The organism is Rhizobium sp. 01L419, assembly GCF_056400025.1.
This window is the reverse complement of sequence record NZ_JBFTSM010000001.1, coordinates 1-25,648: the sequence shown is the minus strand read 5'-3', so window position 1 is coordinate 25,648 and position 25,648 is coordinate 1. Positions and strand designations below refer to the sequence as shown.

26 protein-coding genes and 1 pseudogene are annotated in these 25,648 nt (G+C 61.1%); 13 read left to right on the top strand and 14 right to left on the bottom strand.

Translation table 11 applies throughout. The features are described 5' to 3' along the window. Positions 1-27: 27 nt before the first annotated feature. Positions 28-936: a polyphosphate kinase 2 gene (gene ppk2, locus AC1DUP_RS00135; RefSeq protein ID WP_113299873.1), complete on the bottom strand. Its 909-nt coding sequence runs from the start codon at positions 934-936 to the stop codon at positions 28-30. Between the two features lie 333 nt (positions 937-1,269). Between ppk2 and AC1DUP_RS00130 the strand changes: the two genes are divergently transcribed. The 5 genes from AC1DUP_RS00130 to AC1DUP_RS00110 are packed head-to-tail and all read left to right on the top strand — an operon-like array spanning position 1,270 to position 5,833. After that, the gene (locus AC1DUP_RS00130) at positions 1,270-2,445 is read left to right on the top strand and encodes an ABC transporter substrate-binding protein (protein WP_477831780.1); all 1,176 of its coding nucleotides are present in this window, start codon (positions 1,270-1,272) and stop codon (positions 2,443-2,445) included. A 55-nt stretch (positions 2,446-2,500) separates the two neighbouring features. Next, entirely contained in the window at positions 2,501-3,361 is an 861-nt protein-coding gene (locus tag AC1DUP_RS00125) for a branched-chain amino acid ABC transporter permease (RefSeq protein ID WP_477831779.1), read from the top strand. Beyond that, on the top strand, positions 3,358-4,392 hold the full coding sequence (locus AC1DUP_RS00120) for a branched-chain amino acid ABC transporter permease (protein WP_477831778.1): 1,035 nt from the start codon (positions 3,358-3,360) through the stop codon (positions 4,390-4,392). Before AC1DUP_RS00125 ends, AC1DUP_RS00120 begins: the two co-directional genes overlap by 4 nt. Beyond that, entirely contained in the window at positions 4,389-5,135 is a 747-nt protein-coding gene (locus AC1DUP_RS00115) for an ABC transporter ATP-binding protein (RefSeq protein WP_477831777.1), read from the top strand. Before AC1DUP_RS00120 ends, AC1DUP_RS00115 begins: the two co-directional genes overlap by 4 nt. Beyond that, the gene (locus tag AC1DUP_RS00110; RefSeq protein ID WP_477831776.1) at positions 5,135-5,833 is read left to right on the top strand and encodes an ABC transporter ATP-binding protein; all 699 of its coding nucleotides are present in this window, start codon (positions 5,135-5,137) and stop codon (positions 5,831-5,833) included. Before AC1DUP_RS00115 ends, AC1DUP_RS00110 begins: the two co-directional genes overlap by 1 nt. Positions 5,834-5,837: 4 nt before the next feature. Here AC1DUP_RS00110 and murA read toward each other — a convergent pair whose 3' ends face one another. The 3 genes from murA to AC1DUP_RS00095 all read right to left on the bottom strand — a co-directional run bounded on the left by murA (position 5,838) and on the right by AC1DUP_RS00095 (position 9,658). Then, a complete protein-coding gene (gene murA / locus AC1DUP_RS00105) occupies positions 5,838-7,151 on the bottom strand; it encodes a UDP-N-acetylglucosamine 1-carboxyvinyltransferase (protein ID WP_477831775.1) in 1,314 nt (437 codons plus the stop codon). Positions 7,152-7,353: 202 nt separating this feature from the next. Beyond that, entirely contained in the window at positions 7,354-8,766 is a 1,413-nt protein-coding gene (gene ligM, locus AC1DUP_RS00100; protein WP_113299880.1) for a vanillate/3-O-methylgallate O-demethylase, read from the bottom strand. Between the two features lie 157 nt (positions 8,767-8,923). Further along, positions 8,924-9,658 (bottom strand): GntR family transcriptional regulator, encoded by a 735-nt coding sequence (locus tag AC1DUP_RS00095; protein WP_113311193.1) that lies wholly within the window; start codon positions 9,656-9,658, stop codon positions 8,924-8,926. Between the two features lie 198 nt (positions 9,659-9,856). Here AC1DUP_RS00095 and AC1DUP_RS00090 point away from each other — a divergent pair, with 198 nt between their 5' ends. The 4 genes from AC1DUP_RS00090 to AC1DUP_RS00075 are packed head-to-tail and all read left to right on the top strand — an operon-like array spanning position 9,857 to position 12,074. After that, complete coding sequence (locus AC1DUP_RS00090) at positions 9,857-10,567, top strand: alpha/beta fold hydrolase (protein WP_477831774.1); 711 nt, start codon at positions 9,857-9,859, stop codon at positions 10,565-10,567. Continuing rightward, positions 10,560-10,913, top strand: coding sequence for an extradiol ring-cleavage dioxygenase (locus AC1DUP_RS00085; RefSeq protein WP_115034162.1), 354 nt, complete (start codon positions 10,560-10,562; stop codon positions 10,911-10,913). The genes AC1DUP_RS00090 and AC1DUP_RS00085 overlap by 8 nt, the downstream gene beginning before the upstream one ends. After that, on the top strand, positions 10,906-11,748 hold the full coding sequence (locus AC1DUP_RS00080; RefSeq protein WP_113311192.1) for a class III extradiol dioxygenase family protein: 843 nt from the start codon (positions 10,906-10,908) through the stop codon (positions 11,746-11,748). Before AC1DUP_RS00085 ends, AC1DUP_RS00080 begins: the two co-directional genes overlap by 8 nt. Next, on the top strand, positions 11,748-12,074 hold the full coding sequence (locus tag AC1DUP_RS00075) for a YciI family protein (protein WP_113311191.1): 327 nt from the start codon (positions 11,748-11,750) through the stop codon (positions 12,072-12,074). Before AC1DUP_RS00080 ends, AC1DUP_RS00075 begins: the two co-directional genes overlap by 1 nt. 152 nt (positions 12,075-12,226) lie before the next feature. Here AC1DUP_RS00075 and AC1DUP_RS00070 read toward each other — a convergent pair whose 3' ends face one another. From AC1DUP_RS00070 to AC1DUP_RS00045, 6 genes and pseudogenes are all read right to left on the bottom strand, one after another. Continuing rightward, on the bottom strand, positions 12,227-13,093 hold the full coding sequence (locus AC1DUP_RS00070) for an NAD(P)-dependent oxidoreductase (RefSeq protein ID WP_477831773.1): 867 nt from the start codon (positions 13,091-13,093) through the stop codon (positions 12,227-12,229). 66 nt (positions 13,094-13,159) lie between these two features. Next, entirely contained in the window at positions 13,160-14,218 is a 1,059-nt protein-coding gene (locus tag AC1DUP_RS00065) for a 4-oxalomesaconate tautomerase (RefSeq protein WP_477831772.1), read from the bottom strand. Beyond that, on the bottom strand, positions 14,211-14,882 hold the full coding sequence (locus tag AC1DUP_RS00060; protein WP_477831771.1) for a 4-carboxy-4-hydroxy-2-oxoadipate aldolase/oxaloacetate decarboxylase: 672 nt from the start codon (positions 14,880-14,882) through the stop codon (positions 14,211-14,213). Before AC1DUP_RS00060 ends, AC1DUP_RS00065 begins: the two co-directional genes overlap by 8 nt. Then, positions 14,882-15,610 (bottom strand): PIG-L deacetylase family protein, encoded by a 729-nt coding sequence (locus AC1DUP_RS00055; protein WP_477831770.1) that lies wholly within the window; start codon positions 15,608-15,610, stop codon positions 14,882-14,884. Before AC1DUP_RS00055 ends, AC1DUP_RS00060 begins: the two co-directional genes overlap by 1 nt. A 3-nt stretch (positions 15,611-15,613) precedes the next feature. After that, entirely contained in the window at positions 15,614-16,573 is a 960-nt protein-coding gene (locus AC1DUP_RS00050) for a VOC family protein (RefSeq protein WP_477831769.1), read from the bottom strand. Between the two features lie 232 nt (positions 16,574-16,805). After that, positions 16,806-18,184: pseudogene (locus AC1DUP_RS00045) on the bottom strand (aldehyde dehydrogenase). A gap of 447 nt (positions 18,185-18,631) precedes the next feature. Here AC1DUP_RS00045 and AC1DUP_RS00040 point away from each other — a divergent pair. The 3 genes from AC1DUP_RS00040 to AC1DUP_RS00030 all read left to right on the top strand — a co-directional run bounded on the left by AC1DUP_RS00040 (position 18,632) and on the right by AC1DUP_RS00030 (position 21,859). Then, positions 18,632-19,552, top strand: coding sequence for a methylenetetrahydrofolate reductase (locus AC1DUP_RS00040; RefSeq protein WP_477831768.1), 921 nt, complete (start codon positions 18,632-18,634; stop codon positions 19,550-19,552). Positions 19,553-19,584: 32 nt separating this feature from the next. Then, on the top strand, positions 19,585-20,781 hold the full coding sequence (locus tag AC1DUP_RS00035) for a LysR family transcriptional regulator (RefSeq protein ID WP_477831767.1): 1,197 nt from the start codon (positions 19,585-19,587) through the stop codon (positions 20,779-20,781). A gap of 106 nt (positions 20,782-20,887) precedes the next feature. After that, positions 20,888-21,859 carry a D-2-hydroxyacid dehydrogenase family protein gene (locus tag AC1DUP_RS00030; protein ID WP_477831766.1) on the top strand — a complete coding sequence of 324 codons (972 nt, stop codon included), beginning with the start codon at positions 20,888-20,890 and terminating at the stop codon, positions 21,857-21,859. Positions 21,860-21,895: 36 nt separating this feature from the next. On the opposite strand, the gene AC1DUP_RS00025 is transcribed toward AC1DUP_RS00030, so the two are convergent. Genes AC1DUP_RS00025 through AC1DUP_RS00015 form a run of 3 tightly spaced genes read right to left on the bottom strand, consistent with a single transcriptional unit; the run spans position 21,896 to position 24,319 of the window. Beyond that, positions 21,896-22,822 (bottom strand): dihydrodipicolinate synthase family protein, encoded by a 927-nt coding sequence (locus AC1DUP_RS00025; protein WP_477831765.1) that lies wholly within the window; start codon positions 22,820-22,822, stop codon positions 21,896-21,898. After that, complete coding sequence (locus AC1DUP_RS00020) at positions 22,819-23,523, bottom strand: ribonuclease activity regulator RraA (protein ID WP_113299896.1); 705 nt, start codon at positions 23,521-23,523, stop codon at positions 22,819-22,821. The genes AC1DUP_RS00025 and AC1DUP_RS00020 overlap by 4 nt, the downstream gene beginning before the upstream one ends. A gap of 10 nt (positions 23,524-23,533) precedes the next feature. Further along, on the bottom strand, positions 23,534-24,319 hold the full coding sequence (locus tag AC1DUP_RS00015; protein ID WP_477831764.1) for an SDR family oxidoreductase: 786 nt from the start codon (positions 24,317-24,319) through the stop codon (positions 23,534-23,536). A 93-nt stretch (positions 24,320-24,412) separates the two neighbouring features. Between AC1DUP_RS00015 and AC1DUP_RS00010 the strand changes: the two genes are divergently transcribed. Beyond that, entirely contained in the window at positions 24,413-25,288 is an 876-nt protein-coding gene (locus tag AC1DUP_RS00010) for a LysR family transcriptional regulator (protein WP_477831763.1), read from the top strand. 121 nt (positions 25,289-25,409) lie between these two features. On the opposite strand, the gene AC1DUP_RS00005 is transcribed toward AC1DUP_RS00010, so the two are convergent. Next, a partial coding sequence (locus AC1DUP_RS00005; protein WP_477831762.1) for a transposase occupies positions 25,410-25,648 on the bottom strand: 239 nt, incomplete at its 5' end.

The following is a 25,648-nucleotide window of genomic DNA, read 5'->3' as shown; positions in this document are numbered from 1 at the left end:
GGAAACCGGCAGCAGCTTTTCCAATCGTCAGTAGACTTCGGGAACGTACATTTCCTGAGGAACCGCGCTGCGCTGATAATCATCGTGGCGCACACGCTCGGGAAGCACGATCTCCTGCTTCGGCACCTCCTCGTAAGGAATCTGGCCCAGCAGATGCGCGATGCAGTTCAGGCGCGCCCGCTTCTTGTCCACCGCCTGGACGACCCACCACGGCGCTTCGTCGATATGGGTGCGATCGAGCATCTCTTCCTTGGCCTTGGTATATTCCTCCCAGTGGACGCGGCTCTGCAGGTCCATCGGCGAAAGCTTCCACTGCTTCAGCGGATCGTGGATGCGCATGTTGAAGCGGAATTCCTGCTCCTCGTCGGTGATCGAGAACCAGTACTTGATGAGAATGATCCCCGAACGCACCAGCATGCGCTCGAACTCGGGGACCGAGCGGAAGAACTCTTCCAGCTCGTCCTTGGTGCAGAAGCCCATGACGCGCTCGACGCCGGCCCGGTTGTACCAGCTGCGGTCGAAGAGCACCATTTCGCCTGACGATGGCAGGTGTGGAGTGTAGCGCTGGAAATACCACTGGTTCCGCTCGCGCTCGGTCGGCGCCGGAAGCGCCACGACGCGGCAGACGCGCGGGTTGAGGCGCTGGGTCACGCGCTTGATCGCACCGCCCTTGCCGGCGGAGTCGCGGCCTTCGAAAAGTACGACGACCTTGAGCTTCTTGTACTGAACCCAGTCCTGAAGGCGGACCAGTTCATGCTGCAGGCGGAAAAGCTCGCGGAAATAGAGCTTGCGTTCAAGCGTCTGTTCCGCCGGGCCGGACATGCCCTCGGCGACCAGCTCGTCGAGCCGGTCCTCCTCCAACTGCAGTTCCAGCTCCTCGTCGAAGCTGTCCGCAATTTCGTTCTTGATACGGTCGAGCTCAGTGTTTTCGATCATGGCACGCTCCCTGTTCAATTTGCTCGATAAAGCACGTTCTCGCCATAGCTATATGACAGAGTTGCGACGATCGAAAATTTGCTTTGGCAAAACGCAAAATTACAGACCGGGAACCCCGGCTTGTACAGCCTTTCATGGCCGTTTCGGCGGCGGCAATCGACTGGTTCTACAGATGGCCGCGGCTTGTGCCATGTCAAGTTTTATGTATACATTGGACTTGCTGAGCAATTTTCGCGACGGCGGCGTTTTCTTCGGAGGAGCGAAGGAAAACGCGCAGGTCGCGGGCATATCTCCGGGAGAGAGATATGGTGCGCAACATTGGGAGGAGTATACATGGTTTCGTTTTCGAGAAGACTATTCGTTGCCGGCGCTGCGCTCGCGACGCTTGCCGGAGCACCTGCATTTGCACAGGAAACGGTGAAGATCGGCGTGATCCTGCCTATGACAGGCCCTTTCGCCTCAACCGGACGCCAGGTCGAGGCGGGCGCTCGCGCATACATGGCAATCAATGGCGATACGGTTGCAGGCAAGAAGATCGAGCTTGTCCTGCGTGACGACGCCGGCACGGCCGACCAGACCCGCCGCATCGCCCAGGAACTCGTCGTCAATGACGGCGTCAAGATGCTGGTCGGCTTCGGTCTGACGCCACTTGCCATGGGTGTCGCCCCAGTTCTCAATCAGGCAAAGGTCCCGGCGATCATCACCTCGGCCACGACGTCGGCGATCATGAAGCAGTCGCCCTATTTCGTACGTACCTCGATGGGCGGTCCGCAATCGGCCGTTCCGGTCGCCACCTGGGCCGTCCAGAACAACCTGAAACGGGTCGTCACGCTGGTGACTGACTACGGCCCGGGTATCGACATCGAGAAGGGCTTTACCGACCAGTTCAAGAAGGAGGGCGGCACGGTTGTAGAAGCGCTTCGTGTTCCCCTGCAGAACCCCGATTTTGCACCCTTCCTTCAGCGCGTGCGCGATGCCAAACCTGACGCCCTGTTCGTCTTCGTGCCGTCGGGCGTCGGCGCGATCTTCATGAAACAGTTCATCGACCGGGGTCTTGCGGATGCCGGTATCAAGTTGATCGCCACCGGCGACGTGACCGATGACGACCTCTTGAACGGAATGGGACCGGCTGCCAAGGGCGTCATCACCGGCCATTTCTACTCGACCGATCACGACAGCCCTGAGAACAAGGCCTTCGTCGCCGAAGTCCGCAAGGCCAACAAGAACATGCGCCCGAATTTCATGTCGGTCGGCGGTTATGATGCCATGCACGTCGCTTATGCCGCGCTCGAAAAGACTGGCGGCGATACCGATGGCACCAAGCTCGTCGAAGCCATGAAAGGCATGGAATTCGTCAGCCCCCGTGGCCCGATCACCATCGATCCTGATACCCGCGACATCGTGCAGGACATCTACATGCGCGAGGTCAAGGAGAAGAACGGCGAGCTCTACAATGTCGAGTTCGCGACTTATCCAAAGATCCACGATCCGAATACGGCTGCCAAGTAAGCCCCGAGGAACAGGCGGCGGAAGCAATTCCGCCGCCTGCATGCAGTGAGGTCTCATGCTGACAATCCTGTTCGACGGCATTGCCTATGGCATGCTTCTCTTCGTTCTCGCCTGCGGATTGTCGGTCACGTTGGGCCTGATGAATTTCGTCAATCTGGCGCACGGCGCCTTTGCCATGGCCGGTGGCTATGTCACAGTCATCATGATGAACCGCTACGGCATATCCTTCTACTGGTGCCTGCCGGCGGCCTTCATCGTCACGGCGCTTGCCGGCGTAGTGCTGGAGCGCTTGCTCTACCGCCGCCTGTATTCCGCCTCGCATCTCGATCAGGTGCTGTTTTCGATCGGCCTCGTCTTCATGGCGATCGCCGCGATCGATTATTTCATGGGTGGCCAGCAGCAGCTCATCAATCTGCCGCCCGAACTCAGCGGCCGCTTCAGCTTCCTCGGCATGGATATCGGCCGTTACCGCCTCTTCATCATCGTCATCTGCGCAGCCTTGACGGTAGCACTTCAGTTAGCTCTCACCCGCACCCGCTTCGGCAGCCAGCTTCGCGCCGCCGTCGATGACGGACGCGTGGCGCGCGGCTTGGGCATCAACGTGTCGGTCATCTTCGCACTGACGTTCGCGCTCGGCTCCGGCCTTGCCGGTCTTGGTGGCGCGCTCGGTACCGAACTGCTCGGCCTCGATCCGAACTTTCCGCTGAAATATCTCATCTATTTCATGATCGTCGTCACCGTCGGCGGCACCTCGTCCATCACCGGTCCCTTCATCGCAGCACTTCTGCTCGGCATCGCCGATGTCGCCGGCAAATATTACGTGCCGCAGCTCGGCGCCTTCATCATCTATGCCGTCATGATCCTTGTGCTGATCCTGCGGCCCCATGGCCTCTTCTCCCGGGAGGGCAGCCGATGAGCGGCGAACGCAACAACGCCTCTATGGAGGCCATGGGGCTCTTGAAGCGCGCCGGCCGCTGGCAGATCTGGGAATTTGCTCTCTGGCTGGTCGCCATTGCCGCAATCTTCCTTCTGCCGTCGCAGATGCTGATCCTGACCGAGATCGTCATCCTGGCGCTCTTTGCTGTCTCGCTGGATCTCATCCTCGGCTACGCCGGCATCGTCTCGCTCGGCCATACCGCCTTCTTCGGCCTTGGCGCTTACGCAGCTGGTCTCTTTGCCGTCCATGTCTCCGGCGAGCCGATTATCGGTCTGCTGGTCGCTGGCCTCGTCAGCGGCATCTTCGGCTTTCTGACGAGCTTCCTCGTGCTGCGCGGTTCTGATCTCACCCGCCTGATGACCACCTTCGGTGTCGCCATGCTGCTGGCCGAACTCATCAATCAGGCCGCTTGGCTTACCGGCGGCGCCGATGGCCTCAGCGGCGTCATCATCAATCCAATCCTCGGTTATTTCGAATTCGATCTTTGGGGCCGCACCGGCTACATCTACTGCCTGATTGTGCTGATGGTCCTGACCTATGGCGCCCGGCGCATCGTCAATTCGCCTTTCGGCCTGTCGCTGAAGGCGATCAAGCGCAACGAGCGCCGCGCCTCCATGCTCGGCATCTCGCCCACCCGCCGCATCGTCGCAATCTACACGATATCCGCCGCCTATGCCGGCATAGCGGGCGCGCTACTGACCCAGACAACCAGCTTCGTCTCGCCTGACGTTCTCGCCTTCCACAGGTCAGCCGAAGTGCTGCTGGTGCTGGTTATCGGCGGCGTCGGCTATCTCTATGGAGGCGTGTTCGGCGCTGTCATCTTCTCGATCCTGCGCAACTGGCTGTCGGTCATCACGCCGCAATACTGGATGTTCTGGATCGGCCTCGTGCTTATCATCATCGTCCTAGTCGGCCGCGAGCGCCTGACGCGCTGGCAGACCCTGCTACCAGGCTCGACGCGCAAGCGCGAAGCCAGCATGCAGCAAGCCGTCGCGGAGGAAAGTAAATGACGCTCGCCCTCGAGACACGCCACCTCGTCAAGCGCTTCGGCGGCTTCATCGCCACCAATGACGTCTCGCTGCAGATCCGCCAGGGCGCGCGCCATGCGCTGATCGGCCCGAACGGCGCCGGCAAGACCACGATCATCAACCTGCTAACCGGCGTACTGACACCGAACAGCGGCGAGATCCTGCTCGCTGGCGAAGATATCACCAGCGTCTCCTCCTATCGCCGCGTCGGCAAGGGTCTTGCGCGCACTTTCCAGATCAACCAGCTCTTCGGCGATTTCACGCCGCTGGATTCCGTCATGCTGGCGATCAGCGAACGCCGGGGGCATGGCCGTTTCGCTTGGCGGCCACTTTCGGCGGACCGCGAGGTGGCTGATGAAGCAGCCGCGCTGCTGGAACGTTTCCGTCTCATCGATGTCATGGGCATGCCGACGACGCTCCTGCCCTATGGCAAGCAACGCCTGCTGGAGATCGCCCTTGCAATTGCCATGCAGCCGAAGGTGCTATTGCTCGACGAGCCCGCCGCCGGCGTTCCCGAAGAGGAGCGGCACGAGGTTCTCGGCATCGTCCGCGAGCTGCCGGCCAACGTCACCGTCGTGCTGATCGAACATGATATGGACCTCGTCTTCTCCTTCGCAGACCGTATCTCGGTGCTCGCCGCCGGCGCACTCTTCGCTGAAGGAACCGTCGCCGAGATCTCGAAAGACCCGCAGGTGAAAGCCATCTATCTCGGGGAGGATGCCTGATGGCCGAATTACTGCGGATCGAACGCCTCATCGCTGGTTATGGCGAAGCACATGTGCTTGCCAAGGTCGATGTCTCGCTGGAGGAAGGCCGCTCGCTGGCGCTGCTTGGCCGCAACGGCGCCGGCAAGACGACCCTGCTCAACACCATCATCGGCGTCACCACCCACCACGCCGGCTCCATCCATCTGCGACAGCGCGACATCACCCGGCTGCGGGCGGAAAAACGCGCACCGCTCGGCATCGGCTGGGTGCCGCAGGAGCGGAACATCTTCCGTTCGCTGACGGTGGAGGAAAACCTGACGGCAAGCGCCCGCCCCGGTTCCTGGAATATCGGCCGCGTTTACCAGATGTTCCCGCGCCTGCAGGAACGCCGCCGCAACCTCGGCAATCAACTGTCCGGCGGCGAGCAGCAGATGCTCGCCATCGCCCGCGCGCTGATGCTCAATCCGAAGATCCTGCTGCTCGACGAGCCTCTGGAAGGCCTCGCCCCTATCGTCGTCGACGAGCTGCTGGCTGCGCTTCGCCGTATCGTCACCGACGAAGGCATGTCGGCAATCATCGTCGAGCAGAAGGCACGCAAGGTGCTGCCGCTGACGGATGAGGTCATCGTGCTCGAACGCGGCGCGGTGATCTATCGCGATACATCGGAAGCGCTTCTTGCCTCACCCGAAACTCTCGACGCACACTTAAGCGTCTGAGATTTCAGGTTTCCCGAGGCGGTACACGGGTGATGCGCGCGCCGAGTGCGTTCAGCCGCTCCTCGATCCGCTCATAGCCGCGTTCAATCTGCTGGGCATTATTGATGACGCTGGTTCCCTCAGCGCACATGGCAGCAATCAGCATCGCCATGCCGGCACGGATATCCGGGCTCTCGACCTGCGCTGCACGCAGCTTGGAGGGGCCGGCCACGATCGCGCGATGCGGATCGCAGAGCACGATGCGTGCGCCCATGGTAATCAGCTTGTCGACGAAGAACATTCGGCTTTCGAACATCTTCTCGAACATCAGCACCACACCATCGCATTGCGAGGCGGTGACGATGGCAATCGACATCGTATCAGCCGGGAAGGCCGGCCATGGCTGGTCCTCAATCTTCGGAATGTGCCCACCGAAATCCGGCTGGATCTTCATCTCCTGCCCCGCCGGCACCACGAGATCGTCGCCCTCGATGCGGCATCGGATGCCGAGACGCTCAAAAGTCATCAATGTCGAACGTAAATGCTCAACGCCCGCCCGACGGATGGTGATTTCCGAACCGGTGACGGCAGCGAGGCCGATCAGCGAACCGATCTCGTTGTGATCGGGGCCGATACGGTGCGACGCGCTGCCAAGCGGCTGGCCACCGTGAATGGTCATCGTATTGGTGCCGATGCCCTCGATCTTCGCGCCCATGGCGATGAGGAAATGGGCGAGATCCTGGACATGCGGCTCTGATGCGCAATTGCGCAGGATTGTCTTGCCTTCGGCAGAAACTGCTGCGCAGAGCGCATTCTCGGTCGCAGTGACGGAGGGTTCGTCGAGGAACACGTCAGCGCCGCGCAGATGCTCTGCACGGAAACTATAGGAGCCGTTGACGCTGATCTTGGCGCCGAGCTGCTCAAGCGCCAGGAAGTGTGTGTCGACGCGGCGGCGGCCAATGACATCGCCGCCGGGTGGCGGTAGCGTGATCTCGCCGCAGCGGGCCAGCATCGGCCCGGCAAGCAGGATGGATGCCCGAATGCGGGCGCAGAGGCCAGGATCGAGATCGGCCGGCTTGAGGTCGCTCGCCTCGATCTCGAGCTCATTGCGTCCCAACCAGCGCGCTTTGGCGCCAACCGACTGGATCAGCTCGACGAGCGCTTCGACATCGCGGATACGCGGCACGTTGGTCAGATGCACAAGCTTGTCGGTCAGCAGCGAGGCGGCAATGATCGGTAGCGCGGCATTCTTGTTGCCGCTCGGCTGGATCTCGCCGGCAAGGCGGTGCCCGCCCTCGACGATGTATTGAATTCGCTCATGCGGCTGGGCCTGTGCCACTGCTGTCATCCTTGTTCGATTCGATTTTTCACGGACATTATCTGCGTTGTCATTGTGACATCGAAGTGATCGCCCGTTCCAAGCTGCGGCTGTTCTTAACGCTGCCTTGCATCGAGGGCTAGGTGCAAGATGACAGGAAGAATCCATAAAAAACGGCGCCCTCCCGGGCGCCGTCGTTAACACCGTGGATGGGTGTCGGATTTCAGCCCTTCTTGCTACGCCAGCTGTCAGCGTAATTCTCGCGGGCTTCGCTGGCATAGGGCGTGGGCGAGACGCGCACGCGGATTTCGGCCTGCTTGTGCGGCTCGACCGAGGTCTTGCCGGAGCCGCCGTCAGGCTCGCCCCAGACGAGGGTCAGCACGTCGCCGATCTCGACATCCGCATCGACGATGCCGAGCGAAAGCATGCAGCGTTCGTTGTAGCTATAACCATTGAACATCGACATGCCGACCATCTTGCCGTCGCGCATGATCTTGTCGGCGCTGGTCGAGGCATAGTTCGGCTGCGGGAAGTCGATCCACTTGAAGTGATCCTCACCCGGACGGAAGGCCGAGGCGATGACGTTGACCACGTCTTCGGCATTCCACTCGAAGGTTACCTTCTTGCGGCTCGTCTGGCCCTTCATCTTCTCGAGCGCGGACTTACCGACGAAGTCATCCTTCTTCCAGCCAATGTAGAAATCGTAGCCGAGTTCGAACGGCGTGACGTAGTAGTCCTCGATATTGCTGGAAACGAAGCTGCCGCCAATCGCACCCGTCGCCTCATAACTGTCGGCGCCCAGCCAGTCGCGATAGGCCGCCAGCATGCCGTCACCCGTATAGATGCCCGGCAGCGGCGACGGGATCCAGCCGGATTCCAGCGTGTTGGTGGAATAAGCGCGGCTGCCGCAACGAACGAGATCGACGCCCGCCGCCTTCGCCGATTCCAGGATGACAGAGTGGATATAGGCCTTGTCCTCATAGGGCCCCCAGATTTCCAGACCCGGCGCACCGGACATTCCGTGGCGCAGCGCATTCACCGTCTTCGAGCCGACCTTGATCTTGTCTACATGGAAGAACTTGACCTCGGGGATAGGGCCTCCGTTCATCTTCTCGAAGATCTTTGGGGCATCCGGCCCCTGGATCTGGTAGCGGTAATGGGTGCGCAGCACGCGTTCGCCTTCCGGGCGTGAGGGCGAACGCGGATCATATTTCAGGCGCACATTCCACTTGCCGTAGGCGGCGCAGAACATCAGCCAGTTGGAGGTCGGCGAACGACCGACGAGGATGAATTTGTCTTCGCGCTCGCGGAAGATGATCTGGTCGCCGATGACATGACCGGCAGGCGTGACCGGCACGAAATGCTTGGCGCGGTTCGTATCGAAATTCGAGAAGGAGTTGACACCGTGATAGGCGAGGAACTTCTCCGCATCCGGTCCTTCGACGGTCAACTCGTCCATATGGTGTGACTGGTCGAAGAGGACAGCGGAGTTACGCCACGCGGCCTGCTCCGAGCGCCAGTTGGAAAACTCGGCTGCCACGACCGGGTATACATACATGCCGACTTTGGAATTGCGCAGCAGCTCCACCGTATTGCCGGCCGACTTCAAAACTTCCGATAAGCTTGATCTCGCCACCTGATGTCCTCCCATTGGTATGCGATAATGTATACATGAAATGCCCAAAGCGATCAGATTGCAAGCCTATTTTCTACCCGCCTCACTGTATTCCAGAAGCCGGAAACGCAAAAGGGCGACTCAAAAGCCGCCCTCCCAAATGCCGATTTGCCGGAAATTACCGGTGAATCAGTGCAAGTCCCCTGATCTGCTCGATCAGATCAGGGTCTTCCGCCAGAATGTATTCAAGATTGCGCCGCGCCGTGCGGGCATGCTCCCTGGCGATCGCGTCCGCGCGGCTGCCTTCGCGCGCTTCGATCGCGCTCACGAGTTCCCTGTGCTGCTCCTGCGCGGAGCGGAGCGAACGACGGAAGGCGGCAATATCCGCCTTGTCGGGCAGGAAGGCGGACGGTGAAGCAAAGGGCAGCGAACTCGCCCGCTCTACCTCACGCCGAATGATCTCGCTGCCGGCAAGTGCTGCAAGCTGGTGGTGGAACTTCTCGTTCAGGTCAGAGTAAGCGTCGAAATCGACATCGTCGAGGCGCTCTCCGAAACAGGCATCAAGCTTGATCACCGTCTGCTTGATCTCATCGAGCGCTTCGGGTGCCGCACCGCGCTCTGCAGCAAGCCGGGCCGCCATGCCTTCCATGACGCCGCGCACCTCGATGGAATCGACCACGTCGGCAAAGCCGAAACGACGAACCACGAAGCCGCCGTTCGGAAGGCGATCCAGAAGCCCCTCCTCCGTCAGCCGCGACATCGCCTCACGCACCGGTGTGCGGGAAATATCCAGCGCCTCGGCCAACGGCACTTCGAACAGCCGCGTACCGCCCTGTAGCTCGCCGCTCAGAATCTTTTCCCGCAATTCGATAACGGCGCGACGGCCATGCGTCGCGGCTTCACTTTGCTTCATCGGCGCCTCCAATCCCGGCTAAATGTATATAACAGCGCGAACGCATACAAAACCCCACCCCGAACCATCTCTCTATCACAGTTTTGTATGCACGAGAAAATTCCCTTCCGGTGGAATTGGCCATTGATGCAGGTATATGCACCGATCACTTGACATAATGTATACATTTGTGATGTCTGGTTTGCGGGAGGAAAACTGATGGCAACGCTCGCGCTCATTCCAGGGCTGGTGTCCGACAGCATTGTTTGGGCACCGCTGGCCGATGCTGTTGGGCACCGCATGCCCGTGCACGTGGCCGACGTGTCCCGCACCTCCTCGATACCTGACATGGCGGAAAGCATTCTCGCCGCCACAGAAGGCGATTTGATCGCGGTCGGCCATTCCATGGGCGGCCGCGTCGCCATGGAAATGGCCCGCATCGCACCGGATCGTGTCCGCGGGCTGGTGCTCGCCAATACCGGCCATCACCCGAAACGTGAAGGCGAGGAAATCAGGCGCCAGCAGATGATCGATCTCGGCCATCGCAGCATGCAGGAGCTGGCAGACGTATGGCTGCCGCCCATGGTCGACCCTGCCCGGCTGACAGATGCGGAAGTGATCGCCAGCCTGCGCGCTATGGCTTTGCGGGCCGGCCCCGATATGCATGAGCGGCAGATCCGCGCGCTGATCAACAGGCCGAACGCTACCGCCTATATGGCCGAACTCGGCTGCCCCATCCTGCTCGTTGCCGCGCGCCACGATAGCTGGAGCCCGATCGTCCAGCATCAGGAAATCGCCGATGCCGCACCCGATACTGAACTCGTCATCATCGAAGACGCCGGCCACTTCGCCCCCGTGGAGCGGCCTGCCGAAGTCACTGATGTAATCATCGGCTGGCTGACACGTCGATTTGGAGGATTTGATGCCTGAGAAGACAGCGACCATTCCTGACACACCACTCTTCGACCGAGCCGGCTCGATCCGCGGCTACCGGCTCAACAAGATGGCAATGGCACTAGGCCAGGCGGTCAACCGCGACGCCTTCAAGGCCGACGAGGATGTCTACCTCGCCCGCTTCGGCCTGAACGATGAGGAGAAGGCCGCCGTCAAAAGCCGCGACTGGCACGAGATGGTGCGCCTCGGCGGCAACCTGTTCTTCATCCTGAAGATTGCCGCTGTCGACCCGACGCCGATCACTCAGATTGGCGCGGCACAGGCCGGCATGTCGCATGAGGATTTTCTCTACGAAAGACTGGGGAAGAAAAGACATGGCTAAAATCATCGGCGGCTTAGGAACGAGCCACGTCCCCTCGATCGGCGCAGCACTCGACAAGGGCCTGCGTGACACGCCGGACTGGAAGCCTTTCTTCGACGGCTACGAAGTCGGTAAGCAGTGGATGCGCGAGGCGCGGCCCGATATCGCCGTCGTCATCTTCAACGATCACGGCAATACCTTCTTCCTCGACCGCGTGCCGACCTTCGCCGTCGGTGTCGCAGAAACCTATCACCCAGTCGATGAAGGCTGGGGACCGCGGCCTATTCCAGCCTTCGAAGGTGCCGTCGATTTCTCCTGGCACTTCGTAGACAAGCTGGTCGAGCGCCACTTCGATCCGCTGGTCTGCCGCGAGATCGAGGTCGATCACGGACTGCAGGTGCCGATGGAACTCTTCTTCGGCCGGCCGGAGCGCTGGCCGGTCAAGGTTCTGCCGATCTGGGTCAACACGATCCAGTATCCAATACCCACACCGCAGCGCTGCTGGGAGATGGGCAAGGTGCTGCGCGAGGCGATCGAAAGCTGGCCGGGCGACGAACGCGTCGTCATCCTCGGCACCGGCGGCCTGTCGCATCAGCTTCAAGGCGCCCGCGCCGGCTTCATCAACCAGACGGCCGATCGCGCCTGGCTGGACGGCATTGCTGCCAATCCGGAACCTTATCGCGCCATGAGCCGCGAGGATTATGTCGAGCAGTTCGGTTCTGAAGGCGCAGAGCTCATCATGTGGCTGGTCATGCGTGCCGCCATGAATGAGCAGGTAAACCTCATCCACAAGCACTATCATGCCCCGGCCTCCATGACTGGTGCCGGCATGGTCGTTCTGGAAAACGCCGCCTGATGCCCGCCTTCTTCCTCATGCGCTGCTTGCACCATTCCGGGCAGGATAGCGCCCGCGACCTGCACCGCCCGGCCCATCGCGCCTGGGTGCAATCTGGTGGTGAAGGCCTTGCTAAGGTGCTGATCGGCTCTGCCCTGCTCGATGATGGCGGGACCTCGATCGGCAATTTCGGCATATTGGAAACGGCTGGTATCGCCGAAGCAACAGCCTTTGCACAGGGCGACCCTTTCAACAGGGCAGGCATTGTGGCAAAGATCGAACTCACGCCATTGCCTGCGACATTCCAGGCCGGACGCATCAGTGATCCGATGACACCGAGGACATAGAGTTTTAGTTCCGCCACGAGCGGGAGGGGTGCCCCGGAGAGGGGCAGATGAGGGGGCTGGCAAAACAAGAGAGGGAACGATCGGACCGAGAGGGACGGTCGCTTGTGAGCTATGGCCCCCTCATCCGGCCCTACAGTCCCGACCTCGGGTGCTCATCCTTTCTGAGGCCTCAACCGCAATTCCAGCACACGTCCGACAGTTTCTTCCAGCCCGTCAGTCGGGCCGAGGCCGCAAGCACCCGTGCGCTCCTGCACCTCGGCAATCTCCATCGCCAATCCGCCGCGAAGCCCAAGCGCATAGAGCGTCGCAGCACTTTCGCGCATCTCCGCCGCTCGCCGCCGCCCGTGCCGCGTCGTGCGCTCCATCTGGTATTCGGCAAATTGCGGCCAGCTGAGACCAGGAAAAGACCCTGAAAGCGACGAAAGGATCTCTTCGTAGCAACCGGATGCCTTTGCTGCGAGCAAGGCCTCGACGGTAATCGCCTCCAGCCCTTTCACAAATAGCGAACGCACCATCTTGATCGCTGTCGCAGCACCGGCTGCCGGCCCCGCAATCTCTGCCGAAAAGCCGAAACCCAGAAGCTCAGGCAACAGCCGCTCAGCCGGAGCACCGGCGAGCAGTACGGGCGTCTGGTGCTTGCGCGGGTGAACCGGCGCCATGACCGCCATGTCGAGATAATCGCCGCCCGCCGCCTCTACAGCGAGAGCTGTCTCCCGCTTTCGGCCGGGAGACACGGAATTGATATCGATCACCACTTGCCCCTGACGCAGATGCGGAAGCAATGGTTCGACCGCAAGCAGGCTCTGGTCGGCAGTCACGGCGCTGAACACCCAGTCCGCTTCCGAGAGCCCCGCAATGGTCTCGGAAATATCGGCGCCGCGGGTCCGCATCGCTTCGCGCACGGCCTCTCCATCAGAGGCAAGCAGGATATCATAGGCGATGAAGCTCAGGCCCGGCCGGCGCAAGCCCTCGTGAAAAGCTCGCGCCGCTTCGCCGTAGCCTAGAAACCCGATCCTCATCTCAGCCTCCTGTTTTGCGGATATGATGGCCCGTCCTTGTTGATCAGCAACAAAGTGCAGCAGCATTCACGCAAAGACATATCCGTCAAAAAGCTTACGGGCGGTCCGCAGCACCGCCGCATCGGTCACGACACCGTCCCTGACGGTCGCGACCACACTCATCTCCCCGGTCGGATGCTCCACCGAGATCAGTTTCTCGTTGCCATCGGGCACGACAGCCAATTTTGCCGCCGGCCCTTCCGGCAGCAAACAAGCCGTCGCCACGCTGACGGCGCCGAGCACGCCGATCGCATCATGGCAGCGATGCGGAATGAAGGTCCGCGTCGAGATCGCGCCACCAGCTCTGGCAGGCGAAACCATGGTCATCTTCGGCACGGATTTCTTCGCGACATCACCGAGATTCATCATCGGCCCGGCCTTCAGCCGGATCGCCTCCAGTTTCGCTTTGAGTTCTCCATTGGATTCGAGCGCGTCAGGCGTCTCCGTTCCCTCGATGCCGAGATCGCTCGCCAGCATGACGACGCAGGGCATGCCATTGTCGATAAGCGTGCATTCGATACCCTCGATGATATCGACGGCATGGCCGGTCGGCAGCAGGGCTCCACAGCTTGAACCTGCCGTATCGGCAAAGGTGATCGGCACCGCCGCCGCTGTGCCCGGCACACCGTCGATGCGGGCCTCCCCCGCGTAGGTCACCCGCCGATCCGGCGTGGCAATCTTCGCGGTGGCGACCTGCCCGGTATTTTCCATGAAGATACGCACTTCCGTCTGCCCGTCCTCGGCCTCGATCAGGCCGCGCTCGATGGCGAAGGGCCCGACACCGGCAAGGATGTTTCCGCAGTTCTGCGCATCGGTGACAATGGGCTCATCAACAAAGACCTGCAGGAAGAGATAGTCGATATCGACGCTGGGCCGCTCGGACCGCTTGACGACGGCGATCTTCGAGGTCAGCGGATCGCCGCCGCCCATGCCGTCGATCTGTCGCGGATCGGGCGAGCCCATCACGCGCAGCAGAAATCCGTCGCAATCCTCGGGCAGATCCTCAGCCAGGAAATAACCGCCCTTGGAGGTGCCGCCGCGCATCCACATGCAGCGAACGCCGTCTTGCGCGGCGGCCCTAGACATATTTCAGCCCCTTCTCCGCCAGCCGTTCGCGCATCTTGTAGATATCAAGCCCGAGCTCACCTGCGGCAAGCCGCCGGCGCTTCTCCTCTTCCGCCGCGACCCGCTGCTCGGCCTTGCCGGCAACTTCAGCAGCCTCCTCCTGCCGCACGACGCAGACGCCATCATCGTCGGCAACGATCACGTCACCTGGATTGACCAGTGCACCGGCGCAGACGACGGGAATATTGACCGAGCCTAGCGTCTCCTTGACCGTCCCCTGTGCAGAGATCGCCTTCGACCAAACGGGAAAGTTCATCGTCTTGAGATCGGCAACATCGCGTACGCCGGCATCGATCACCAGCCCGCGGCAGCCACGTGCCATGGCAGACGTCGCCAGCAGATCGCCGAAATAACCGTCCTCACAGGGACTGGTCGGCGCAAGCAGCAGGATGTCACCTGCCCTGATCTGCTCAATCGCTACATGAAGCATCCAATTGTCACCCGGAGGCGCGGAAATGGTCACCGCACTCGCCGCGATCCTCGCGCCCGGATAGATCGGTCGCATGTAGCTTGCCAGCAGGCCCTTGCGGCCCTGCGCCTCATGCACCGTTGCGACCCCGCAGGCAGCGAGGCGATCGATGACAGCCTGCTCCGCCCTCTCGATGTTCTGAACGACGACGCCCATCAGAGTTCATCCACCGTTCGCGGAAACACCGACTGGAAGCCCTCGGCATGCGTTGCCTTGCGCCCACCCGACTGCCCGCCGGAATTCCGCATGAAGTGATTGCCGCGGTTCTCGGCGACATTCTTGTAATAGTGCCAGAGATGCTCCTGCCCCTCCATGCACTGGATCGCCGCCCATTTCCTCTCCCAGACCGGTGAAATATCGAGGAAGACGTCGGGCTTCCATTCCATCTGCTCGGTCTGGTGCGGCTCGAAGAGATAGAGCTGTGGCGCGCCAAGGACCTTCTCGCCGGGATTATGTCCCCAGGCCTGCGCGATCATCCGCGCTTCGAGCGCCACCTGCGTCGCATACATATGGTCGGTATTGTAGGGATCCCACTTGGAGTGGCTGAGCATGAATTCCGGCCGTACCGCGCGGATCACATCGACCAGCCGGAACTTTGCCTCCTGATCGACGACCAGCGGATAGTCGCCGAGATCGAAAAACTGGATGTCGTGTACGCCAAGCGCCTTGGCCGCATTTTCCGCTTCGATACGCCGCCCTGCCTTTACCTTTTCCAGGGTCATCCCGGCATTCTTCCAGAGCTTGGCGCTCTCGCCACGCTCGCCGTAGGAGAGGCACACGACCGTCACCTCGTAGCCCTTTTCCCGATGCAGCGCGATCGCACCGCCGCAGCGCCAGACGAAGTCCGCCGAATGCGCGCTGATGACCAAGGCCGTTTTTGCCATGAACTAGTCCTTCCTTGCCACCGGGGGCGTGCCATGCGTGTGAAATGTTTCGATCGTTTTCAGACCCCAGGCCTGGCCTTTCTTGCGCTCCGTCTCTGTCCAGGTAACTGTCGACCAATCGGGCCTGAGGATCAGCCGAGCACCGGCATTGGCGAGCTCGACACGGTTGCCCGCCGGCTCCCAGACGTAGAGGAAAAAAGTCCCCTGGATCGCATGCTTGTGCGGTCCGGTTTCGATATGGACGCCGTTCTCCAGAAAGATATCGGCCGCGCGCAGAATGTCCTCGCGTTGATCAACGGCATAGGTCACGTGATGGAAGCGGCCCTTCGCATCGGTATGATCCTCGGAATAGGCGATGTCATAGGTCTTGTTGTTGACCGTGAACCAGCAGCCTCCAAGCCGGCCATTGTCGAGCTGGATCTGCTCCGTCACCCGGCTGCCGAGCGCTTTCGTCATGAAGTCGCGGATTGCCCTGATATCGCTTGCAAGCAGGTTCAGGTGGTCGAGCCGGCGCGGACTGGCGCCGCGCCCGTGATAGCGCTGGGCGATATTCTTCAGCGCTGGACGCTCACCTTCGGGCGCCTCATAGAGATGCGTGTCGTAATAGAGCTCGAAAATATGACCGTCCGGATCGGTGAAGCGATAGGAGCGGCCATGTCCCGCATCGCCGTCCACCCAGCCAAGGCCACAGCCCATCTCCTCGATCACCTTCACCCGCCGCTCCAAGGCTTCTGGAGACGAAGTGCGGTAGCCGACATGGCCGACGCCGGTCGTGTGATGGCGAACCAGCTTCAGCGTATGGAATTCATAATCGTCGAAGGCGCGCAGATAGGCGACGCCATCTTCGATCAGGCTGGGTGTGAGCCCATAGACCCGCGTGAAGAAGTCCAGACTCTCATCGAAACGGTCGCTGTAAAGTTCCACATGCCCGAGATGGGCGACGTCAAAGCAGGGCTCGGTCATGCTGCAACATCCCGGGCGATAGCCTCACCGGCTTTCGAAAATCTCATGATGATCCTCCTGGCAGGCGGACGCCTCCACGTCCGCCTGCCATTGAACATACTAGGAAGGTTGGCAGCAGCAGGCAATTTCGTTCTGCTGACGTGTCATAAGCTGAGGTTACAGACCGGCTCGGAACCAAGCTGAACACACGGCCTCCAGAGCCCCTGTCCGGCGGCCGTCACGCCGCCAATAACTAGGCGAAGTGGATGGTCTTCAGCTCGATATAATTGTCGAGACCTTCGATGCCGCCTTCGCGGCCCTGCCCGGATTCCTTGACACCACCGAAAGGCATGGCCGGATCGACGATGTTGCCGTTGATCGTCAGGCCCCCGGAGCGGACACGCCGCGCGACGCGATAGGCGCGTTCCGGATCGGCGCTGTAGATCGCGCCGTTGAGACCATAGGCACTATCATTTGCCTTGCGGATCGCATCCTCCTCATCGCTATAGGTGATGACGGAAACGACCGGTCCGAAGATTTCCTCCTGCGCGATCTTCATGTCTGGCGTCACATCCGTAAAGACGGTCGGCTCGACGTAAAAGCCTTTCTCTAAACCCGCCGGCCGCCCACCACCACAAGCTAGCGTCGCGCCGCCCTTGATACGGCATCGATATAGGTTTTCACACGCTCGAGCTGACGGCCCATGGCAAGCGGTCCCATATGCACAGTGGGGTCAGAAGGGTCACCGACCTTGATATTGGACACGGCGCCGAGGAAAAGATCGAGGAATTCCTGCTTGCGGGTCTCCGGCACGAGGATGCGCGTCAGCGAAAAGCAGACCTGGCCGGTGATCGGCATGGTGTAGACCATCAGGCTCGGCAGCGCCTGTTTGAAATCCGCATCATCGAGAAGAAGCGCTGCGGACTTGCCGCCAAGTTCCAGGCTGACGCGAGCGAGACGCTTGGCGCAGGCCGCAGCGATGTGTTTGCCCGCTGCGGTCGAGCCGGTGAAGGCGACCTTGTCGATGCCCTTGTGGCGGATCAGATAATCACCCGCTTCGCGCCCTGCCGGAACGAGATTGAAGACACCTTTCGGCAGGCCCGCCGCCTCGATGCATTCGGCAAGGATATAGGCTTCCAGCGGCGTTTCCGGCGAAGGCTTGGAAACGAAGGTGCAGCCTGCCGCAAGACCGGCTGCGATCTTGTAGCTCAGGAGCACCATCGGTGCATTCCAGGGAGTGACCGCTGCGCAAACGCCCACAGGCTCCCTGACGACCCGCACCTTGCCGCCATCTGCGCGCGTACGCTCGTCGACGAAACTGTAGGAATTGCCATCGATCAGATCGGCATAATAATTGAAGAGCGTCGCATTCTGCGGCACCAGCTTCTTCGTCAGCATGATCGGCGCGCCGACCTGCAGCGTCCAGGCTTCGGCGATTTCATCAAACCGCTCACTGATATTTGCGGCAATCTTGCGCAGATACTCGGCGCGCTCCCGCGGTGAAAGCCGCGGCCACGGGCCGTTGTCAAAGGCGTCACGGGCAGCGGCCACGGCCGCATCCATATCCTCGATCGAGGCCTCCGGATATTGCATGATCAGCTCTTCGGTGACCGGCGAAATTACATCGAGCATCCGGTCCGAAAGCGGGCTCACCCATTCGCCGCCGATGAAGAATTTCTCCGGCGCACGCAACACAGACTTTGGCGCGGTCATGACATTCATTGCTGCTCCTCCTCAGATAGGGTGACGGTTTGCTAGGCTCAACAGATCCGGCAATTTCCGGGGCCTCGGCACCGGATGCCGGGCAAAACCCGGCCGATGTCATGTCATTGCCACAGTGCCGGTTCCCTCCACGAAACCTGCACCTCCTCCGGGAAAGCAGAGTGCCAGAGGAGACTTTAGCGCGCAAGCAGCTTTCGAACAGTTCAGTCATTCTTCTCGATAAAAATGCATACGATAAAATCGGAACATTTGCGGATTTTTGCATTTTTTCGCACGAAATTGACTCATCTTGATTGAAATGGATTTATCTATGTATACATTTCGAAGGCATGACGGAGTACCGAAGGGAGCGCTGGAATGGCTTTGTTGAATTTCACCGGCAAGTCGAGGGAACGCACTCCGGAGCCGGAATTCGCAGACATGATCGAGGCTTGGTCGATCGAGGTGATGCCGCGCACGGCCGCCAAGATCGATGACTTTCGCGCCCTCCTGCCGACCGGGACCCGCGTCTATATCGCTCACCTCGACGGCACCCCGATCGAGGATATGATAGCTACGGCAAGGCGGCTAAACGGACAGGGATTTCCGGTCATGCCGCATCTCCCGGCCCGCAGCATTCCGGATAGCAGCACATTGGCGGACTGGCTGGAACGATATCGCGGCGAAGCCGATGTCCGTCAGGCTCTCCTGCTCGGGGGCGGCAGGGTCACGCCTGCAGGCGATTTTCACAGTTCCATGCAGTTGATCGAGACCGGGCTTTTCGACCACCACGGCTACACGCATCTGCATTTTGCCGGTCATCCGGAAGGCAGCCGTGATGTCGATCCGGACGGATCAACTGCCCTGGCCGATCGGGCACTGCGCTGGAAGCAGGATCTCGCCTCGCGAACCGATGCGAAGCTTGCCATTGCCACCCAGTTCGCCTTCGACCCGCAGCCCATCATCGACTGGGCGGAGCGCATCCAGGCAGCCGGCGTCACCATGCCCATCCATGTCGGCATTGCCGGCCCTGCCAAATTGCAGACGCTGATCAAATACGCCATTTCCTGCGGCATCGGCCCCTCGATGAAGGTACTGCAGAAACGCGCCATGGACATGAGCAAGCTGCTCTTGCCCTATGAGCCAACCGACCTCGTCGCGGCCTTTGCCGACTACAAGGCAAGAAAGCCGGAAAGCCTCATCAGTCAGTTGCACATCTTCCCGCTCGGCGGCATCCAGGTGGCCACCGATTGGATGAACAAACACCGTTCCGTTGAAACACCTGTCGCGCTACCCTGAGACGGCCCCTCCGCGGGCCTTCAGGAAGTACCATGCCGACGCCCACTCATCCGAATATCAGACATATCAGGCTATTCGTCGCCTGTGCCGAGACCGGCTCGCTGACAGCGGCCGCAGCCATGCTCGGCATCACCCAACCCGCCGCATCCCAGGCCTTGCGGCGATTGGAACAGCTTCTGGACGTCGCCCTCGTCGAACGCGACGGCATGGCATTGACAGTGGAAGGCAAGATCGCCTTGCAGCGGTTCCGCCGCCTCTGCGATCTCATCCGTCAGGCCTGTACTCAGGTCGCAAAAGCAGCGATCGGCATCGTCGAAACCCGTCTGGGATGGCCCCACCTGCGCGCCATCACGGGTTTTGCCGAACATGGCAGCTTCAGTGCAGTGGCCCGCATGCTGGATCAATCCGAACCAGCCGTGCAGCGCGCCGCGCGCGAGGCCGAAGCCGTTATGGGCATTCCCCTCTTTGAAAACTCCGGCCGCAATGTCCGGCTGACGGCCGCAGGACTCTCCGCGGCCCGTTGGTTTAGTCTGACGCTCGCAGAATTCGACAGTCTGCGCGACGAACTCCTGGAGGCCCGCAACCACTATGCCGGCCGAATTTCCATCGGCACTCTGCCGCTGACCCGCACCTTCCTTGTGCCCGATGTGATCGCCCTTCTCGCCAATCGCCATCCGCTCGCACGCTTCGAAATCGTGGAGGGCAGCTATGAGGTACTGATCGACGATCTCGAGCGCGGGCGCATCGATATTCTCGTCGGCGCCCTGCGCAGGAGCCTTGTTTCGAAAACCTTGCATCAGGAACCGCTGTTCGATTTCGAACTCAGCATCGTCGGACGCGCCGACCATCCGCTGAAGCAACGTCGAGAAATCACCCCGGACGATCTCTCGGACTATCCCTGGGTCGTTGCCCGCCGCGATACGCCGTCGCGCGAAACTTTCAACACCATGGCCGCGACCTTTCCGGCGGACAAACCAGCCCGCCAAAGCGTGGAGACCGGCTCGCTCAACGCGATCAGGGGCGTGCTCCTGAAGTCCGATCACCTTGCCCTGCTCTCCCGTCATCAGATCCGCTATGAGCTGGAAGCAGGTTTCCTCGCAGCGATGGATTATCCGCTGCCGGGTTCCCGCCGCCCCGTCGGCATCACCCTGCGCCGCCACTGGCTGCCGACCGCCCTTCAGGCGGAATTTCTGGGTTTGCTGCGGGAACATTCGGCAGGACTGAACTAGCCGTTCTGTCTCACGATTGCGCGAGCAGCCACCATCGCCTCGGAATATGCGATAATGGTTCTTTCGCCGGGGGCGGCAAACATCGATACTTCCATGGAGTTCTCCAATGCCTTTACGCTGCGCCATTCTCGATGATTACCAGCACGTCGCGCTGTCCATGGCCGACTGGAGTGGCATCGAGGCGAAAATCGCCATCGATCGTTTCGACGACCATATCGCCGACACGGATGCGCTCATCGCCCGGCTGGCGGATTACGACATCATCATCGCCATGCGTGAACGCACCGCCTTTGACGCCGAACGCCTCGGCCGGCTGCCGAAGCTGAAACTGCTGATCACAACAGGCATGGCCAATGCCTCGATCGACATGGCCGCAGCTGCCCGCCTTGGCATTACGGTTGCGGGCACGCGCGGTTTCGTCGGCTCGGCCGCCGAACTCACCTGGGCGCTGCTGATGGCGCTGGTTCGCCATATCCCCTCGGAAGTCGCCAATTTCCGCGCAGCGAAAAATCCGTGGCAGCTCTCCGTTGGGCGCGACCTCAGGGGGCTGACACTCGGCGTTGTCGGTCTCGGCAAGCTCGGCCAGCAGGTCGCCACTTACGGCCGCGCCTTCGGTATGAACGTCATCGGCTGGTCACGCTCCAACACACCACAGAAAAGTGCCGATCTCGGCATCGGCTTCGCCGCCTCCCTCGATGAACTCCTGTCCGCCGCCGATATCGTCACGCTGCATCTCACCCTGAATGCTGAAACAAAGAGCATCATCGGCAAGCGCGAACTCGACCGCATGAAACCGGGCGCCATCCTTCTCAACACGTCCCGTGGTCCACTCGTCGACGAGCAGGCAATGATCGCAGCATTGGAAAACAGCCATCTCGGCGGCGTCGGCCTCGACGTCTTCGAGGAGGAACCTCTGCCCGCAGACCATGCGTTCCGGCGGCTCGCCAATGTCGTGGCGACCCCACATCTCGGTTATGTGACGGAGGAAACTTATCGCATTTTCTACCGCGATGCCGTGGAGGGTATCGCTGCCTGGATCGACGGAAAGCCGGTACGCGTCCTCAATTCGCAAAGTTGAGAAAGGCCCCCGCTATGCGGCGGGGAGCCATGTTGGTCAGACGGGTGCACGCGGATCATGCCGCGCAAGACGCCGCAGCAGATAATCGACCTCGGCGCGCGCCGTGGCGCTGAGCGCGCCTCCGGGCTTGCGCTGCGCATCCGAGGTGATGACGCCTCTACGCATAAGAACATGCTTGCGGACGGCCAGACCGATGCCGAGCTGCTGCTCATAACGGATCAGCGGCAGATGCGCGTCGAAGAGATCATGTGCCTGGTCACGCTTGCCGGCGGCAAAGAGGCCAACCAGTTCGACCAGCATGTCCGGGAAACCATAGCCGGTCATGGCGCCGTCTGCGCCGCGCTCCGGCTCGAAATCAAGGAACATACCGCCATTGCCACAGAGGATCGAGAAGGGACGAAGCTCGCCGGCCTTCTGCATGGCGCGCAGCTTCGAGATCTTCTCCAATCCTGGCCAGTCCTCGTGCTTGAGCATGAGACAGGAAGGGTGATCGGCGATGATCTTGGCAATGACGCTGGCCGACATGACGACCGTCAGCGTCAGCGGATAATCCTGCAGCACCCAAGGAACGTCTGTGCCGACGGCTTCGACGGCCTGCGCGAAATACTGGACGATCTGCTCGTCGGTGCGAAGCGCCGGCGTCGGCGCAATCATCACGCCGGCAGCCCCCATATCCATCGCATCGCGAGCAAGCGAACGCATCGCCGCAAGGCCGGGTGCGGAGACACCGACAATGACCGGCACTCTGGAACGGCCGACCACCTGGCGAATGATTGCCCGCGATTCCGCAGGTTCCAGCTTGGGTGCCTCGCCCATGATGCCGAGGATCGTCATGCCGGTGACGCCACTATCCTGATAGAAGTCGGTCAGCCGATCGATCGACGGCGCATCGATTGTGCCGTCCGGCAGGAACGGCGTGGTTGCGATCGCATAGACGCCCTTCGCGTCAATTCCGAAGCTCATTGTGCATCCTTCCACGCCTGATAGCGTGCCTTCGTTTCCGCATTCATGGGATAGAGACCGGGAAGCGGCACGCCCCGGTCGATTTCGGTCATGATCCAGCCTTCCAGGCGCTCCTGCTCCGGCGCTTCGGCAAGCACCGCATCCAGCAGCGCGGCCGGGATGAGAACTGCGCCATCCTTGTCGGCAACGACGATATCGCCGGGGAAAACCGCAACGCCGCCGCAGGCGATCGGCTGCTGCCAGCCGACGAATGTCAGCCCGGCGACGGAAGGCGGAGCCGCCATGCCGTCGCACCACACAGGCAGGCCGCTTCCGAGCACGCCTTCCAGATCGCGCACCACACCATCGCTGACCAGGGCCGCGACCTTGCGCTTCATCATCCGGGCGCAGAGGATATCGCCGAAGATGCCGGCATCCTGCACGCCCATGGCATCGACCACGGCGATGCATCCCTCCGGCATATCCTCGATCGCTGCTCGCGTGGAGATCGGTGAAGCCCAGCTTTCGGGCGTCGCCAGATCCTCACGCGCCGGTACGAAACGCAGCGTGAAGGCTGGGCCGACCACCCGCTCCTGACCCGGCCTCAACGGCTTGGTGCCGCGCATCCAGACATTCCTGAGCCCCTTCTTCAGCAGGACAGTCGTCAGCGTCGCCGTTGAGACGCCTTTCAGGGTTTCGATGATCGAGGGATCGAGAGACATCAATAGCACCTCATATGCTCTGGATGAGGCCACCGTCGATGCGGATGACGGAGCCGGTAATATAGGATGCGCGCGGGCTCGCCAGAAAAGCAACCGTGTCTCCGTATTCCTCCGGTCGGCCGTAACGCCCGACAGGAATGGAGGCCGTGCTCTCCGCCGTCACGTCTTCCACCGGCCGGTTTTCGCGCTTAGCCTTCTGCTCGTCGAGGAAAGTGATACGACCGGTCGCAATGCGGCCCGGCAGCACGATATTGGCGGTGATACCGTCGCGGCCGATCTCGCGTGCAAGTGTCTTCGACCAGCCGACCAGCGCCAGGCGAAGGCTGTTGGAAATGCCGAGATTGGCGATCGGCGCCACGACGCCTGACGACGTGGAGGTGATGATCCGACCCCAGCCGCGTTCTTTCATGCCGGGCAACACGGCGTCCGTCACGGCAATCACCGAACGCACCATCATGTCGAAATATTTCGACCAGGTCTCCGCCGGTTGACCGGAGGCCGGTGTCGGCGGTGGCCCACCCGTATTGTTGACGAGAATATCGACGGGTCCGAAGGCCTCGGCAATCACGGCCAACCTCGCCTCGATGATGGAGAGATCGGCGATGTTCCAGCTGATCGCCAGCGCCTTTCCTCCCGTAGACACAATACCCTCCGCCGTCTTTGCAGCGGCGGCTTCATCGATATCGGCTACGGCGACGCGAACGCCCTCCGAAGCCAGTGAGCGGGCAATTGCACCACCCAGTCCACCACCCGCGCCGAACACCAGCGCGGTCTTTCCGTCCAATCGCATATCCAAGGCAGATACTCCGGTTTCGCCGGCATTATGGCGATCGCGAAAAGAAGAAAAATCTCGCTTTTCCTGGTTTCAGAAGATAGAAAATCTATTCTTATGGAAACGCGCTTTCTCGACACATTCCTGCTCGTTGCCGAGCTTGGATCACTGGCCGAAGCCTCCCGCCGCCTCGGCATTACGCCCGCCGCGGTCGCCCAGCGCATGCAGGCGTTGGAAGACGATGTCGGTGTGCCGTTGTTGACCCGTGTCGGACGCCGCGTCCGCCCGACCGACACCGGCCACGCCATCATCGAAAAAAGCCGCACGATCCTTACCGAGGTCCGCGATCTGCGCAGCCTCGCCAATGCCGACCTGCCCTCCGGGGAGCTTCGCCTTGGCGCCATCACCACTGCGCTGACCGGGCTGCTGCCAGCGGCTCTCCATGAGGTTTTCGCCAGCATGCCGCATGTCGAGGTCTTTCTGCTACCCGGCCCCTCCACTGATCTCTATCAGCGGCTGATGGACAGGGATATCGACGCGGCGCTCCTCGTAAAGCCACCTTTTTCGATACCGAAAACGTTGGAATGGGAGGTTCTGCGGGCCGAACGTCTGGTTCTTGTGGCCCCCGCCGATTGCCGGGGCGAGAACCCGCACCAACTCCTGAAGACACGGCCCTTCATCCGCTACGACCGAAACAACTGGGGCGGACGTCTTGCCGACGAATATCTTCAGAAACAAGGCTTGAAACCTGCCGAGCGCCTGGAACTCGATTCCCTCGAAGCGATCTCGGTCATGGTCGCCAATGGGCTTGGCATCTCGCTGGTGCCGGATTGGGCAAGACCCTGGCCCGAAGGCCTCAACATCGCCGTCCTCGAACTGCCCGTCCCCTTCCCACCGCGAGAGGTCGGGATGCTTTGGCCACGCAGTTCCCCGTCGCGCCGGCTGACCCGCATCGTACTCGATGCGCTCAAACGCTCGCAGACCGCTATGTAGCGCTAAAGCATGCCGCGCAAAAGTATGCCGCGGTTTTGCGATAACGACATGCGAAAACAAGAGCTTGAAGCGTGGCGAGTGAATCTGAAAGATCGCGACGCGCTTTAGGCTCCAGACTCAATCAGGCCCACCAAATGACGATGGCGGCGATGTAGCAAGTTGCCGCGAAGTTGAGCATGAGCTTGTCATATCGAGTTGCGACACGCCTCCAGTCCTTGAGGCGACAGAAAGCACGTTCGATGATATTTCTCCGGCGGTAGGCGACGGGGTCGAACGGTTTGATCTGCTTTCGGGTTGGATTGTTGGGAATGACAGGCTCGGTGCCGCGTGCAGTGAGAAAGTCGCGCAACGCGTTGCTGT

Bases quoted from the DNA above. Each gene is read 5' to 3' on its own strand.
- AC1DUP_RS00115 (WP_477831777.1), top strand. From the start codon at position 4,389: ATGACGCTCGCCCTCGAGACACGCCACCTCGTCAAGCGCTTCGGCGGC.
- AC1DUP_RS00035 (WP_477831767.1), top strand. From the start codon at position 19,585: ATGCCGACGCCCACTCATCCGAATATCAGACATATCAGGCTATTCGTC.
- AC1DUP_RS00095 (WP_113311193.1), bottom strand. From the start codon at position 9,658: ATGAAGCAAAGTGAAGCCGCGACGCATGGCCGTCGCGCCGTTATCGAA.
- AC1DUP_RS00085 (WP_115034162.1), top strand. From the start codon at position 10,560: ATGCCTGAGAAGACAGCGACCATTCCTGACACACCACTCTTCGACCGA.
- AC1DUP_RS00030 (WP_477831766.1), top strand. From the start codon at position 20,888: ATGCCTTTACGCTGCGCCATTCTCGATGATTACCAGCACGTCGCGCTG.
- AC1DUP_RS00060 (WP_477831771.1), bottom strand. From the start codon at position 14,882: ATGGGCGTCGTCGTTCAGAACATCGAGAGGGCGGAGCAGGCTGTCATC.
- AC1DUP_RS00020 (WP_113299896.1), bottom strand. From the start codon at position 23,523: ATGTCTCTCGATCCCTCGATCATCGAAACCCTGAAAGGCGTCTCAACG.
- AC1DUP_RS00070 (WP_477831773.1), bottom strand. From the start codon at position 13,093: ATGAGGATCGGGTTTCTAGGCTACGGCGAAGCGGCGCGAGCTTTTCAC.
- AC1DUP_RS00040 (WP_477831768.1), top strand. From the start codon at position 18,632: ATGGCTTTGTTGAATTTCACCGGCAAGTCGAGGGAACGCACTCCGGAG.
- AC1DUP_RS00090 (WP_477831774.1), top strand. From the start codon at position 9,857: ATGGCAACGCTCGCGCTCATTCCAGGGCTGGTGTCCGACAGCATTGTT.
- AC1DUP_RS00065 (WP_477831772.1), bottom strand. From the start codon at position 14,218: ATGTCTAGGGCCGCCGCGCAAGACGGCGTTCGCTGCATGTGGATGCGC.
- AC1DUP_RS00055 (WP_477831770.1), bottom strand. From the start codon at position 15,610: ATGGCAAAAACGGCCTTGGTCATCAGCGCGCATTCGGCGGACTTCGTC.
- AC1DUP_RS00120 (WP_477831778.1), top strand. From the start codon at position 3,358: ATGAGCGGCGAACGCAACAACGCCTCTATGGAGGCCATGGGGCTCTTG.
- AC1DUP_RS00075 (WP_113311191.1), top strand. From the start codon at position 11,748: ATGCCCGCCTTCTTCCTCATGCGCTGCTTGCACCATTCCGGGCAGGAT.
- AC1DUP_RS00025 (WP_477831765.1), bottom strand. From the start codon at position 22,822: ATGAGCTTCGGAATTGACGCGAAGGGCGTCTATGCGATCGCAACCACG.
- AC1DUP_RS00130 (WP_477831780.1), top strand. From the start codon at position 1,270: ATGGTTTCGTTTTCGAGAAGACTATTCGTTGCCGGCGCTGCGCTCGCG.
- AC1DUP_RS00080 (WP_113311192.1), top strand. From the start codon at position 10,906: ATGGCTAAAATCATCGGCGGCTTAGGAACGAGCCACGTCCCCTCGATC.
- AC1DUP_RS00110 (WP_477831776.1), top strand. From the start codon at position 5,135: ATGGCCGAATTACTGCGGATCGAACGCCTCATCGCTGGTTATGGCGAA.
- AC1DUP_RS00125 (WP_477831779.1), top strand. From the start codon at position 2,501: ATGCTGACAATCCTGTTCGACGGCATTGCCTATGGCATGCTTCTCTTC.
- AC1DUP_RS00050 (WP_477831769.1), bottom strand. From the start codon at position 16,573: ATGACCGAGCCCTGCTTTGACGTCGCCCATCTCGGGCATGTGGAACTT.
- ppk2 (WP_113299873.1), bottom strand. From the start codon at position 936: ATGATCGAAAACACTGAGCTCGACCGTATCAAGAACGAAATTGCGGAC.
- AC1DUP_RS00010 (WP_477831763.1), top strand. From the start codon at position 24,413: ATGGAAACGCGCTTTCTCGACACATTCCTGCTCGTTGCCGAGCTTGGA.